The sequence below is a fragment of the Pedobacter sp. R20-19 genome, from assembly GCF_000708265.2.
GTDB lineage: Bacteria > Bacteroidota > Bacteroidia > Sphingobacteriales > Sphingobacteriaceae > Pedobacter.
In genome coordinates, this window is record NZ_JCKI01000002.1 from 497,045 (window position 1) to 510,603 (window position 13,559).

A 13,559-nucleotide genomic window follows, 5' to 3' on the forward strand; every position below is an offset into this window, starting at 1 on the left:
GGTTTTTTAGTTTTTTACGTGTTTGGTTTTTTGGGGTTAGGGTTGCTCATTTGGTTGTATAGATTTTTAGATGTTTGGTTTTTTGGGATATGGTTGCTTAACTTTGTTTTTCAAATTTTAGCATTTTGGATTTTATGTTATGGTTTTTACCAATCAACTAAAAAACCAACTAACTAACAAACCACCAATGGCAGAAGCAGAGAAACTTAGGATTGATAAATATTTATGGGCGATCAGGTTATTTAAAACCAGAAGTCTGGCTACCGATGCCTGTAAAGCCGGGCGTATAAAATTAAAAGGACAAAATATTAAACCATCTGCAATTGTAAAAATTGGCGATGTTTATCAGGTATCAAAAGGAATAGAAAAGAAAATTATTGAAGTAGTAGATTTTTCTTATAATAGAACTGATTCTCCTACCGCCTTAACAAAATATAAGGATTTAACGCCGGTTGAAGAAACCCATGCTTTTAAATCGGCTTTTCATGCGCCAAATTTAAAGCGTGATCGTGGGGCAGGCAGACCAACTAAAAAGGACAGGCGTGAAACCGATGATTTAATTAGCGGTATGTTTGAAGAGGAAGAATAATTAATCATCAGTCTTGAGTCCGAAGTCCATAGGCATCAGATAAGGAAAATCAATTCCCTTTTGTGATTTTAAAATCGCTGGTTGGCTCATGACTTAAAGTTATAGACTGAAGATTAAAATACCTCATGCGATAACTCATCATGGCAGTTTTGCCAAGTTTCTCTATCAGTTTATAATTTGCAACTGCTCCAACCGCGGCACCAATAAAGGGGAGCATCTGAGCTAATTTAGCCAGATCAATGTAGTCACGATATTGTTGTTGAAAAGTTAACCAATCAAATTCATCAATATTGGTTGGTAGCTTATGTGCGACATCATCCCAATTCTGCATTTTCAAAAAAACGTTTTTACTTTCTTCCTTGCTTGAAAAGGCGAGCTGAAAAATATGAAGAATGTAGAGGCGCTCGCGATAATCTTTGACATCATAGCCATATAAGGCAGCAATATCAAAAAGCATTTTCATTTTAATGCCTAATAGCAAGGGGAAATCGGCCAAACTCATCAAAAAACCACCAGCACCGGTAATGCCACCTTCTGCAGCACCAGTTTTTTTATAAGTGTCTATTTTTTGATTGATCAGTGCTTCGCGATGCATCAGTGTTAAATCGGTAACAGGCTTTGCTGTTGTAAAAGTTGATCCAAAAAGCACCGCCTTCACCATTTGCTTTATGGCTGTGGTAATGGCACTATGAATTTTATCAGGAATATAACTATTGATCTTCTTCTGAACAGTATCTGTAACTTTATTAAAAAGTGAAGATTTCTGTAAAGTTTTGAACTTCCAGAAATCCAGTTCACTCGTTATCTTTTGTTCGTAAGTCATCATTTTATTTACTATTCAGACGTTAAACTGGTGCGAATTGTTTCTATATCTGGTTAATATTTAATGCTTAAAGGTGAGGTTTCCCAAAGTTTAAATGCCTGTAAAGCTTCATCTCGCATCATTTGAACCACGGGTAGTGATCTTTTTTCCATCGGTTTTTCCAGCTCTTCGTAGATAAATTTATCACTGAAACCAATATTTTCTGCATCAGTTTTAGTGTTGGCATAATAAATCGTATCAATTTTAGCCCAATAAATAGCACCTAAACACATGGGGCATGGTTCACAACTGGTGTAAATAACACATCCACTTAAATCGAACGTATTTAATTCATTACAAGCTAAACGGATGGTAGAAACCTCAGCATGTGCTGTTGGATCATTTGTTGAGGTTACCTTATTGGCTGAGCCTGCTACAAATTTTCCATCTTTAACGATCACTGCGCCGAATGGTCCTCCAACGTTTTCTGTTACATTTTCAACCGATAGCGCAATAGCCATCTTCATAAATTCTTCGTGTTTTTGATTCTCCATATTAAATGATGACACAAAAAAAATGCCCCGATTACCCGGAGCATTTATATTTTATATTTTAATTATTATTTTTTTGTGTATTCTGCATTAAGACCCTTAATTACTTCAGAAGTAATATCAAGAGATTCATCAGCAAAAAGAATTGCGCTATTGCCTTTAGAGAAAGTTAAAACCATTTTATAGCCTTTTTCTTTCGAGTAATTTTTTAGGTATCCAGCTACTTTATCATAAAGTTTTTCGGTTTCTACAGCCTGCTCATTTTGTAAAGCACCACCAGCATTTTGCTGATAAGCCTGTAATTCCTGACCTTTTCTACCTAAACGCTCTTCAGTAGATTTGCGTTGATCAGCTGAAAGTGAGCCTGCAGATTGTTGGTATTGAGTTACTTCGCGTTGGTAAGCTTGTTGTTTTGATTGCAGGTCTGACTGCGCATCTTTGGTTTTTTTCTCAAATTTATTTTTAAGGTCTTTATAGTAGTCGTATTTTGTTAACAAAGAGTCTTGGTTAACAAATACTATTTTGTCGCTAACAGAAACCGCTGCGGTAGTGCTATCTGTTTTTTTAGTTTCAGTGGTTTTAGTGTCTTTGTTTTGACATGCAGAAAATGCTGTGATTAAAGCAGCTGTAGCAAATAAACCAAAGGTTTTAAAGGTTTTTCTTTCCATTATTGTTTAATAAATTTTAACAAACTTATAGAAATTAGTTTTTAAATGCAATTAAGAGTTACGCTTAGCATTAGCCAAATGAGATTAGTGGCTAAAGATGATTTGGAAAGCAGGTTGAGTTTTTCATTTTAATGTTTGTTCCTGCTACTCACTTTAAGCTTTAATTAGCCAAAAAGGCTATTGCGCCGTGTCCGCTTTTATCGGGTTCAGGTGGGCTTTTATTGCTGAAATGGACGGTTGAATGGAGATTAAACTTACCTAGGAACTATTTGTTTTGCCTATTAAACCCGATTGTAGTGTAAAGCGCCCGTTTTTTCTACGTGCCTTGGAAAGGAAAGCGGGACTAACTCTGAATTGAGCACAGTTTTTGCTTTTTAAAACTTGCTAATTGCTAATAATAAGTAAGTTAAAGACTATTTATGATACTAGTGCGTTTAGATTTATTGATATATTCTTAGCTTTACTTTTAAATAAAATATGATGAAAGCATTCGCCGCAATTTTAATTACCCTGGGGATGGGAATTTCTGCACAGGCACAAACCTACCAAGCGGTAACCAGTAAAAACAAAACCTATTTGGCAACTATAAAGGGATTAACTTACACGTATAAAAATGGTGTAATTACCTTAAAAAATCATGGTAATTACGATTTAGGTACGGTTAGCATTACAGCTACCTCTAAAACAGACCCAAGCTTATTTGGTATTGCCTTATTCGAAGATGGATTGGATAAGGGATCGGAAATGAAAGCCAGTGTTTATTTTACTACAGGCGAGGGTATAAAAACAAGTGAAATTCCATTAAATAAAATTGATCAGAAAAGTTTAGTTTTCACTTTCGATAAAGCAACCAGGGCTCAACGATAATTAAGTTAACGTGAAATTGTACTAAACCTTCTAGTGCTGCAAAGCTTATTATAATATATGAACACAACATTTAATCTGGACACCATTATATTCTATGTACAAAACGTAGAAAAATTAAGGGCCTTTTATACTACCATTTTTGGTTTTGAGGTGGTAGAAGAATTCAAATCTTCCTGGGCGCTTCTTTCTGCGGGGCCTTGTAAAATAGGTCTTCATCAAATTGGAGAAGATTACCTTGATAAAAGTAAGGGCCCATTTAAGTTTGAAAACAATGTAAAAATTGTCTTTGAAATTGATCAGGATATGCATGCACTAAGAACTCATTTGATGGATCAGGGTGTAGAGATGAGAGGCGTTAAAACTTTTGAGGCTTATGACTATTGGTTATGTGATGGAGTAGACCCTGAAGGAAATGTTTTTCAATTGAAACAGCAGAAATAATTCATCGTGATGCTCATCTTCATGATCTGCGAGGGATATAAGGGTTTACACAACCTCTTTAATACCCTGGTACATTTATCCACATATTAGTTTAAATGCCAAATATTCCGTATTTTTGATACTTATAGTTTTTAAATAAAATATGAGCGAAGAACAAGATTTAAAGTCAAATTATTCGGCAGATAATATACAGGTTTTAGAAGGTTTGGAAGCGGTGCGTAAGCGCCCTTCGATGTATATAGGTGATACGGGTGTAAAGGGTTTACACCACTTGGTTTACGAGGTTGTGGATAACTCTATTGATGAGGCATTAGCCGGTCATGCAGATACAATCGACGTAAGGATTTTAGAAGGAAACTCCATCCGGGTTGAAGATAACGGTCGTGGTATTCCAACGGGGATTAATACAAAAGAAAATAAATCGGCGTTAGAAATTGTAATGACGGTTTTGCACGCGGGTGGTAAATTTGATAAGGATACTTATAAAGTTTCTGGTGGTTTACACGGTGTGGGGGTAAGTTGCGTTAACGCATTATCAACAGATTTAAAAGCGGAAGTACACCGTGAAGGTAAAATCTGGATGCAGGAATACAAAATTGGTGTTCCGCAGTATGATGTTAAAGAAGTTGGAACGACTGATAAACGCGGTACAATTGTGACCTTTAGTCCTGATGCGAGTATCTTTACGCAAACAACTGAATATAAATACGATACTTTAGCCAGTCGTTTACGCGAATTGGCTTTCTTAAATAAAGGAATTAAGCTCACCTTAACAGATGAGCGTGAAGCTTTAGAGGATGGTACATTTTTATCAGAAGTTTTTCAATCTGAAGGTGGATTAAAGGAATTTGTTTCCTTTTTAGATGGAACCAGAGCTTCTTTTTTACCAGAGCCAATTTATATCGATGGGATTAAAAATGGTGTTCCGGTTGAACTGGCTTTCCAATACAATGATAGTTATTCTGAAAATGTTCACTCTTATGTAAATAACATTAATACACACGAGGGTGGAACTCATATTGCTGGTTTCCGTAGAGGTTTAACGCGTACTTTAAAAAGTTATGCAGATAAATCGGGTTTGTTAAAGAACCTAAAAATGGAAATTACTGGTGATGACTTTAGAGAAGGATTAACAGCAGTAGTTTCTGTAAAAGTACAAGAGCCGCAATTTGAAGGGCAAACTAAAACTAAACTGGGTAACAGTGAGGTGATGGGTGCTGTAGATATTGCTGTTGGTGAGGCATTGGGTGCTTATTTGGAAGAAAATCCGAAGGAAGCTAAAATGATTGTTAACAAAGTGATTTTAGCGGCAACGGCTCGTGCTGCGGCACGTAAGGCACGTGAAATGGTTCAGCGCAAGAGTGTAATGGGTGGTTCTGGCTTGCCAGGTAAACTTGCCGATTGCTCGGACAGTGATCCAGTAAAATGCGAAATTTACTTAGTAGAGGGTGACTCGGCGGGTGGTACCGCTAAACAAGGTCGCGATAGAAACATCCAGGCTATTTTACCGTTAAAAGGTAAAATATTGAATGTGGAGAAAGCGATGGAGCATAAAATCTACGAAAATGACGAGATTAAGAATATGTTCACGGCTATTGGTGTGAGTATTGGTACGCCTGAGGATGATAAGGCTTTGAACTTAACGAAATTGCGTTACCATAAAATCGTCATCATGACGGATGCGGATATTGATGGTTCACACATTACCACTTTAATTTTAACCTTCTTCTATCGTTATATGAGGGCATTGATTGAAGCCGGATATGTTTATATCGCATCACCGCCACTTTATCAGGTTAAGAAAGGGAAAGAATTTGAATATTGCTGGAATGATGTGCAACGTGATGCCGCAGTACAACGTTTAAAAGGTGCTGGTAAAGAAGATAGTGTGCACATACAACGTTATAAAGGTTTGGGTGAAATGAACGCTGAGCAGCTTTGGGATACCACTTTAAATCCTGCTACCCGTACTTTGTTGCAAGCCACTATTGAAAGTGCTGCGGAATGTGATCATACTTTCTCTATGTTAATGGGTGATGAAGTTGCACCACGTAGAGAATTTATTGAGCGTAATGCGAAATATGCAAAGATTGATGCTTAGTTAAGCGGAAAGGCAGAGCTGAAAGATTAAAGCTGAAAGGCTAAAGCTAAAAGACTAGGGCTGAAAGCTAAATAAATAAAACCCTCTTTAAATTTTATATTTAAAGAGGGTTTTTAACTTTAATGGTTATTTATTTAGCTGAAAGATTAAAGCTTAGAGACTAAAGTGCAATACTTATTAAGTAACAGGTAAAATTAGTTACTTTTCTTTAAAATGTATTTGTAATACATTTGAGAGATGGTTACGGCTGGAGGTGGAGTTTGGGTAGATGCTTTAAATCTTTTAATTAAAACCAGATTATTACCATTGGATTGAATTTCATATTCGCCATTTAATATAAGGTTACTATCAAAATCTGTTTTCCATACATTTACATCATTGAAATTTCCTATTGTTCCATCAAATACATAGGTTCCTGAACCGCCGCCATCTTTTCTAGCTGGATCGGGACTGATTTTGTATGTTTCATTCTCAAAAGTTATTGCGATTGGATATGTAAATGGCATTTTGTATGCGCTCGAGGATACTTCTAATACACCAGAATAATTGCCATTTGGAATTAAAGCTCGGGATGTTGTTTTTTTACAGCTGCTGATCAAACATACAAATAAGGCGAAAGCGATGAATTGATTTTTCATTTGGTATAGGTTTTAAACTTAAACGGTGCGCATAGCAAAAGTGCTACACTATTTAAATCGAAATCCAATGTGTGCCTTCAATCATCGAAAGCATATCGGTTCTTGGCTCCAGATTTAGGTAAGGATAAGTAACTTTAGAAAGGTATAAACCTGTTGGGTGAGCAGGTGCAATTACATTACCAATTTGCAAATCGATAAAATGACTTTCGAACGCATCCACGCTTAATTCACCTTTGCCAACTTTAATAAGCTGACCCATAATGATACGAATCATTTTACCTAAAAAGCGGTTACTGGCAATGTTAAAACGAAATCTATCTCCTTTAGCATTTACAAATAAATCTGCTTCCATTACATTACATTTGGTATGGTCGTACTTATTTGGATGGGTACAGAAAGCCCTGTAATCATTATACTTTGTTAAGAGATTAACTGCTGCTTTCATTTTATGTAAATCAAAATTTGCTTCCTGGTAAAGCGAACTTTGTGTGCTTAAAAAAGGGTCTTTATAAGTATGTAGAAAGTAGTCGTATTTTCGTTGAACGGCATCAAAACGGGCGTGTGGCTTTCCCTCCATTTTGATAATATCGAAAACAGCAATGTTATAAGGCAGGGCTTTGTTTAGGATGAAAAGTAAATCAAATTCAATTTCTTTTTCAAAATCTGCATGAAAGAAAAACTGACTGGCGTGTACATGTGCATCGGTTCTTCCGCAACCATTTATAGCGATTGGCGATTTTAATATTTTAGAAAGCGTTTGCTCAATAACTTCCTGCACGCTTTTTACACCAGGCTGTTTTTGCCAACCACTAAAATACTGACCCTGATAGGCGATGTGAAAGAAATACCTCATTTTTTGAACTGCAATTTTACACAAAAATACTTTAATTCGACTGGTTTAAACATCTTCTAAAAATTACTGATGCTTAACCTTTTTTAACATCGGCATATTGCGAAATCAGATATCTTTGAAAATAATCTTTAAAGTAAAAAAATCGACATGTAGAAATCTGTACCTAATTTAAATTCGTGAACAACTATGATGGGTTGCAATAATTTAATTTGGGAGGAACAGCTACACTGTCAGATATCGCTACAGCTTGCCGCAGAAGAACTTTTTGATTCATTAGATGAGCGATTGTACCCAAAAGTATATATGATTGGGGTAAGGGTAAATAATGACCTGGAAAAAGCTTTCATTCACTTAGAATGTAAAGATTGTGATTACTGTGTTACCGATTTTATAAGTTTGCAATCAATTCCGAAGGTCATTCTTCCTGTAGCAAAAAGTTCAGATAACGAAGTTTCATCCTATCTTATCAACCAGTATTTAGCTGAAATACAACGAATTTTAAGAAGTCATGCTAAAAGCAGAGTGGTGGAAAGTTTCATTTCCAATCCAGCCTATATCAATGGTTATTTGGTTTTTGTAGTTACCGAACTGAATAAAAGTGTAATGAACACTTATTATACCTTAACTAAAGATTATTCAACTGCCACTAGGACACAAAAAATAAGTCGCTCCTTTATTGAAAGTATCATTAAAACTTATCTAAATGCCAGTACAAATGCATTAAAAGCAAAATCGCTTTCAGAGTTTAAAATTTTATCTAAAAGCAGGGATGAGCTGGTTAGTTCTGCAGCGCATGATTTTATGAAAACGGTTTCGGCCTGCGGGCAAAACGGACACAACCTCCACATTTTATATGATGCTTGTAATACCATTTCATCATTAAAATATGAAGGTGAAGAGGGGTTAGGCAAAATGATTATTGCCAAAAAAAATCATCAAAATATAAGTTTAACTATTGCACTGGAAGAACCTATTCTCATTAAGGATTTTAGGAAAGTAAGAAAGTTTTTGGAACTGGCTGATCATAAAAATCTGTTGATTTCCGATTCGGTCTATATCTATGGGCTGGGGAAAATTAAAGGTAAATATAACCACCACGAGGAATCGTTGTTTGTTATTCATTTTACCAAACATTTTCATTGGGAAGTTTTGCATCATCATAAAATTATGCTCTCTGTTGCCTTCAGGATGCCCAGTTTGTATAGTGAACAAATTAATAAGGAAAAGTTTTATTCTACATTAAACAGGGTTTTTAAAGATATAGACCGAGATAGATTAAATAATTTATGGGAAATTACCATCGAAGCGACCAAGCAGAAACACGGAACAATTCTAGTGATTACCAATGCGGCAAAAGAGGAAGCCGAAAGATTAAGTGAACAATCTTTTAAAGTGAAGCCCGTAGCTTTAAACAGAAGTTTGATGCAGCAAATTACATCTATTGATGGTGCCGTATTATTGGATACGAATTGTTGGTGTTATGGAATAGGGGTGATTCTGGATGGAATTGCCAGTTCTTATGGCGATTCATCCAGAGGAGCCAGGCTTAATTCGGCCATTAGGTATTATGAGTTTATGGAGAAAAAGACGGGCATTGTTTTAGTTGTGATTTCAGAAGATGGGATGATCAACCTTATTCCAGAGTTAAAGCCTCAGGTAATGCATTCGAATATTTTGAAAAAGATAGAAGAACTTAGGTTATTGGTTGATGCGGAGTACACAGATCGGCGCAGATTCAACATCATTATGGAATATTTTAGCCAGCATAATTTTTACTTCAGCGAAAAAGAATGTAATTTGATTAATGGCTTAAAAGCTACTTTAGAACATAAATACAGATTTAGTGATGGTGTTAAAATGATTTATGATAATTTTGAACCCAATAGGAAGATGAACAGTTCTTACTATTTAAATGAAGTTAATTAACAATATGAATTGTCCTTGTGGAAGTGCTCTGCAATATGAAAATTGCTGCCAACCTTATCACCTTAAGCTTAAACTTGCGCCAACTGCCGAGGCCTTAATGCGGTCGAGGTATGCTGCTTTTGTTTTAGCGGAAGCTGATTATCTTTCTGAAACTACGCATGTAAGCAAGCGAAAAGGAAATGGAAAAGACGCTTATTTGCAAAGTGCGAAAGAGACCAAGTGGGTAAAACTAGAAATTATTGCTGCCGATTTTAATACCGTAGAATTTAAAGCCTTTTATCTTACTCAAAAGTTTCAGACAGCGGTACTCCATGAAAAATCAAACTTCGTATTAGAAAACGGGAAGTGGTATTATGTAGATGGCGTATTTTATTAAACAGGCTGTAATACTCCATTTATTTTTGCAATGTCCAGTAAATGGCTTCCTCTTTTGTAGCTTTAAAAATGGTATCGTGTTGTTCTTCAGGTTTGTCAGTGTACATCCATTTGATGTGTTTATAATTTCCAGACTTTAAAATATTGGCTAAAGCTTTGGTGTATTCTGAAATACCCTTTGTACCAGAACCAGCAAACCATAATGTTTTTTCTGGTCGTGGTAATTTTTTTAACTGCTGTGTTGCATGATTAAGCAGATTATGATTGTTCCACCACAATGAAGGATCAAATGCAATGTAGTAATCAAACATATCAGGTTTTAGCATTAAAGTTTCCATCACGAATAATCCTGAAAGGGATTCACCAAGGATTCCTCTTTTGTTAGACACGTGATACCGTTTACCAATTTCAGGGAAAAGCTCATCTTTAATAAAGGCTCTGAATTTTTCTGCCCCTCCAACAACCGGAGCAATTGTTTTATCTTCTGCAACTTCGGTAAAACCAGTCAGGTCTCTTCTTCTTTGTGTATTTTCTATGCCTACGAGTATTATAGGTGGAATACTTTTGGCATTGATCAGTTTGGCAAATGTATTTGCAATATGTGGAAAGTCTTCTTTTATGCCGCCATCAGCCATGTACATTACGGGCAGAGCATCGGTATTTTTAGTATAGCCTTCCGGAACCCAAACATTAATGGTTCTGGTTTCTCCAACCTTCTCCGATATTATGGTAAAACTATCGTGGGCGGGAATCGAATCTTGCAGCTGTGAAGCTTTTAAGCCGTTAATAGAGAAGAAGATTATTAATAAGTTAAAGTATAAAAAATTCATATGTTTGATGATGCACGAAAAAAAAATGGTGCTAAATATTAAGCGTCTATATCTAAAGTGATTTCAATTTTTCCGGCTTCGGTTTTATACACATCCAAAGCAACCAGATCTAAAGCATTGCTGTCGAATGACTCATCATTCCTGCTCGAAAGTTCCAGAAACTTCTCCCTGATTTCTATCAATAGTAGTTTTCTGGAAAATCCGATGGATGAATAGAGCTGAAAAGTTTCTGGATTTTGCATAGGGTAATCTATGGAAATTGAAATGTCATGTTCAGGAATTACAATCTCATCTGCATCTACCAGATTGAGAATTTCCTCATTTGCACGTCCGATATTTACCCATGGAACAATACCGCCATCTACGCTTTTAGTGTCAGTAACATTAAAAGTGATGATATTCACCAGGTTTTTTGGTATTTGATGATCTTTAAATTCAGAACTCATATTTATAATTTCTTCGCTTGATTCCAATAAATATCCATCTCAGCGAGTGTCATATCTGCTAAAGCCTTGCCATTTTCTTTGGCTTTCTCTTCCAAATACTGGAAACGTTTAATAAATTTTTTATTTGTTTTTTCAAGGGCATTTTCTGGATTAATGTTGATGAAACGGGCGTAGTTAATCAAAGAGAAAAGTACATCACCAAACTCTGATTCAGCCTTTTCTATATCTATTGCCGTGTGATCGGCTACATTAAATTCAGCCTTAAATTCCTGAAGTTCTTCTTCCACCTTTTCCCAAACCTGATTTTTATCTTCCCAGTCAAAGCCCACTCCACGTGCTTTTTCCTGAATACGTGAAGCCTTTACCAAGGCAGGAAGAGAAGCTGGAACACCAGCAAGTACAGACTTATTTCCCTCTTTTAGCTTAATTTGTTCCCAATTGCGTTTTACATCTTCCTCATTCTGTACTTCTACATCTCCATAAATGTGTGGATGGCGATTAACCAGTTTATCACACACGCCATTTAAAACATCGGTAATGTCAAACGCACTGGTTTCTGATGCAATACGTGAATAAAAAACCAGGTGCATCATTACATCACCTAATTCTTTTTTAATCTCATCCAGGTCGCCTTCCAAAATGGCATCACTTAACTCATAAGTTTCTTCAATCGTTAAATGGCGCAAGGTTTCCATGGTCTGCTTCTTATCCCATGGGCATTGCGTACGTAGTGTATCCAGAACGGTAAGTAATCTGTTAAAGGCGCCAGCAGGATGATCAGCAGCTGCAGGAATTGGATGATTAGGCATATTTATATTTTATCTGATGCTAAAGTACCAAACCCAGGCGATTAAGAAAAATTGAAATGGGATTCTAAACCACAAATATTTGATTCCGGGGCCAGGCTTAAATAAATTCTCATAATTGATTCGGTTTTTAGCCGCATAAATATTGGCAGGCAGAATAGTAAACAAAAATATGATTAGTGCGATGCCAGTATAATAGCGGGTACTTTCTATCCCTAAACCAATAGCAAATAAAATTTCAAGCACACCTGTAAAAATAATAATTTCAACCTTTGCGGGTATAAATAGCGGAATCATGGCGGCCATAGCTGTCTTGAATTTGAAATGACCAATTGCCGTAAAAAGAAGCATCACTGACATAGCGATATTCCCGGCAAAAATATTTCCTTTGTCGAAGGTAGTATGACTGCTAAAGGCCAATACAGCCACATATACCACTAGTAAAACAAATAAAGGTTTCATTAAGCAAGTTTTACTATTAATCTTTTTCCTCTAGCTTAATTTTTTTGGTGATTTGATACACACGCTTTTTCTTTTGAGGTTTATGCTCTTCGCCCATTAAAATTCCCCATGGCTTCAGATTATCTACCCTGTCAAATATAATTTTTAACATGGCCAGATAAGGAATACATAAAAACATTCCTGAAATACCCCAGATCATCTCACCTATAATAATTCCGAGAAAGGCAAAAAGCGCATTAATTTTTACTTTAGAGCCAACAACCAGTGGCATTAGAATATTACCATCAATGGCATGAACACCTATAAATGTAATTAAAACCAGCAAAACCTTACCCGCACCTGCCGTTGCAAAGGTAATTAAGCAGCTTACCAGTAAGGCGAAAAAGATGCCCAGATAAGGAACCACATTAAAAATGCCTGCTACTAAGCCTAGAAGGACAGCATATTTAACGCCCAATAAACTTAAAATGGCAATCATTAAAATGGTTACTATAAGCATTTGCAAAAACAAACCGATGATATATTTTTTGATGATGTATTGAATCTGACTTACAATTTCGGTTACCTTTTCTTTATGTTCTTCTTTAAAAACTGTTGTTAGAAAGGTATATAATACCCTGCGGTAATTTAATATGAAAAAGGTAAATAGCAAGGTGAAGCCTAAAAATAGCAAGGTAGAAGATAGGGTAGCAAGTGTTGTCGCCACAATTGTGGCACTGGTAGCTAATGCTTTTTCTGTACTGTCATTCAGGTATGACAGTTGTTTCTCTGTATTCACATGAAAAGTGGTTGAGATCCAATGCTGCAATTCATGAAAAGAAACGTTAGCCTTTTGTTTGAGTAAAGGCCAGTCTGACCATAAATCGCTTAATTGATTTCCGAAGAAATAAACAATACCACCAATAACAGCAATCATTAGAATGACCGCAAGAATGGTTGACAGGCTTCTTTTAAACCTAAACTTGTGTTCTAAAAAGTTACCTACCGGAAGCAGGAGAATAGCCATTAAAAAAGAAAAAAGTAGTGGCGCTAAAAGTGATTGTCCTAAAATAGCAATGTAAGTTAGACTGATCAGGCAGAAAAGAACAAGGGCCAATTTAGGCAAAAAGGTAAGTTTTTCTTTCATGGTGTTATAAATTCAGTTTAATACAAAATGCCCGATTAATTGTTTGATTAATCGGGCATTTAAATATAGGTGATTATT

At 35.9% G+C, this 13,559-nt stretch carries 16 protein-coding genes; 6 read left to right on the forward strand and 10 right to left on the reverse strand.

What is annotated here, in order from left to right; genetic code table 11:
* The first annotated feature begins 187 nt into the window (after window positions 1–187).
* A complete protein-coding gene (locus tag AN34_RS05965) occupies window positions 188–589 on the forward strand; it encodes an RNA-binding S4 domain-containing protein (protein ID WP_029283275.1) in 402 nt (133 codons plus the stop codon).
* 49 nt (window positions 590–638) lie between these two features.
* Here AN34_RS05965 and AN34_RS05970 read toward each other — a convergent pair whose 3' ends face one another.
* From AN34_RS05970 to AN34_RS05980, 3 genes are all read right to left on the reverse strand, one after another.
* Complete coding sequence (locus AN34_RS05970; RefSeq protein ID WP_051666264.1) at window positions 639–1,415, reverse strand: EcsC family protein; 777 nt, start codon at window positions 1,413–1,415, stop codon at window positions 639–641.
* 50 nt (window positions 1,416–1,465) lie between these two features.
* Window positions 1,466–1,945 (reverse strand): nucleoside deaminase, encoded by a 480-nt coding sequence (locus AN34_RS05975; protein WP_029283279.1) that lies wholly within the window; start codon window positions 1,943–1,945, stop codon window positions 1,466–1,468.
* Between the two features lie 65 nt (window positions 1,946–2,010).
* On the reverse strand, window positions 2,011–2,610 hold the full coding sequence (locus tag AN34_RS05980) for an OmpH family outer membrane protein (RefSeq protein WP_029283281.1): 600 nt from the start codon (window positions 2,608–2,610) through the stop codon (window positions 2,011–2,013).
* 477 nt (window positions 2,611–3,087) lie between these two features.
* Between AN34_RS05980 and AN34_RS05985 the strand changes: the two genes are divergently transcribed.
* The 3 genes from AN34_RS05985 to gyrB all read left to right on the forward strand — a co-directional run bounded on the left by AN34_RS05985 (window position 3,088) and on the right by gyrB (window position 6,019).
* Window positions 3,088–3,477 carry a hypothetical protein gene (locus tag AN34_RS05985; RefSeq protein WP_157263219.1) on the forward strand — a complete coding sequence of 130 codons (390 nt, stop codon included), beginning with the start codon at window positions 3,088–3,090 and terminating at the stop codon, window positions 3,475–3,477.
* A gap of 57 nt (window positions 3,478–3,534) precedes the next feature.
* A complete protein-coding gene (locus AN34_RS05990; protein WP_029283285.1) occupies window positions 3,535–3,918 on the forward strand; it encodes a VOC family protein in 384 nt (127 codons plus the stop codon).
* Window positions 3,919–4,060: 142 nt separating this feature from the next.
* A complete protein-coding gene (gene gyrB / locus AN34_RS05995; RefSeq protein ID WP_029283287.1) occupies window positions 4,061–6,019 on the forward strand; it encodes a DNA topoisomerase (ATP-hydrolyzing) subunit B in 1,959 nt (652 codons plus the stop codon).
* Window positions 6,020–6,213: 194 nt separating this feature from the next.
* On the opposite strand, the gene AN34_RS06000 is transcribed toward gyrB, so the two are convergent.
* Both AN34_RS06000 and AN34_RS06005 read right to left on the reverse strand, forming a co-directional pair.
* Window positions 6,214–6,657: a hypothetical protein gene (locus tag AN34_RS06000; RefSeq protein ID WP_029283288.1), complete on the reverse strand. Its 444-nt coding sequence runs from the start codon at window positions 6,655–6,657 to the stop codon at window positions 6,214–6,216.
* A 52-nt stretch (window positions 6,658–6,709) separates the two neighbouring features.
* Window positions 6,710–7,510 (reverse strand): tRNA pseudouridine(38-40) synthase TruA, encoded by an 801-nt coding sequence (locus tag AN34_RS06005; protein ID WP_029283291.1) that lies wholly within the window; start codon window positions 7,508–7,510, stop codon window positions 6,710–6,712.
* 186 nt (window positions 7,511–7,696) lie between these two features.
* Between AN34_RS06005 and AN34_RS06010 the strand changes: the two genes are divergently transcribed.
* Together AN34_RS06010 and AN34_RS06015 are read left to right on the forward strand one after the other, a co-directional pair.
* Entirely contained in the window at window positions 7,697–9,436 is a 1,740-nt protein-coding gene (locus AN34_RS06010; protein ID WP_082468331.1) for a diadenylate cyclase, read from the forward strand.
* Between the two features lie 4 nt (window positions 9,437–9,440).
* Window positions 9,441–9,812, forward strand: a complete 372-nt coding sequence (locus AN34_RS06015) for a YchJ family protein (protein WP_029283295.1) — start codon at window positions 9,441–9,443, stop codon at window positions 9,810–9,812.
* A 19-nt stretch (window positions 9,813–9,831) separates the two neighbouring features.
* On the opposite strand, the gene AN34_RS06020 is transcribed toward AN34_RS06015, so the two are convergent.
* Genes AN34_RS06020 through AN34_RS06040 form a run of 5 tightly spaced genes read right to left on the reverse strand, consistent with a single transcriptional unit; the run spans window position 9,832 to window position 13,481 of the window.
* Window positions 9,832–10,641, reverse strand: coding sequence for an alpha/beta hydrolase (locus AN34_RS06020; RefSeq protein WP_029283297.1), 810 nt, complete (start codon window positions 10,639–10,641; stop codon window positions 9,832–9,834).
* A gap of 38 nt (window positions 10,642–10,679) precedes the next feature.
* Window positions 10,680–11,087, reverse strand: coding sequence for a hypothetical protein (locus AN34_RS06025; RefSeq protein WP_029283299.1), 408 nt, complete (start codon window positions 11,085–11,087; stop codon window positions 10,680–10,682).
* 2 nt (window positions 11,088–11,089) lie between these two features.
* Window positions 11,090–11,896 (reverse strand): nucleoside triphosphate pyrophosphohydrolase, encoded by an 807-nt coding sequence (gene mazG, locus AN34_RS06030; protein ID WP_029283301.1) that lies wholly within the window; start codon window positions 11,894–11,896, stop codon window positions 11,090–11,092.
* Between the two features lie 9 nt (window positions 11,897–11,905).
* On the reverse strand, window positions 11,906–12,355 hold the full coding sequence (locus AN34_RS06035; protein ID WP_029283303.1) for a hypothetical protein: 450 nt from the start codon (window positions 12,353–12,355) through the stop codon (window positions 11,906–11,908).
* A 16-nt stretch (window positions 12,356–12,371) separates the two neighbouring features.
* Window positions 12,372–13,481 (reverse strand): AI-2E family transporter, encoded by a 1,110-nt coding sequence (locus AN34_RS06040; RefSeq protein WP_029283305.1) that lies wholly within the window; start codon window positions 13,479–13,481, stop codon window positions 12,372–12,374.
* Window positions 13,482–13,559 lie beyond the last annotated feature (78 nt).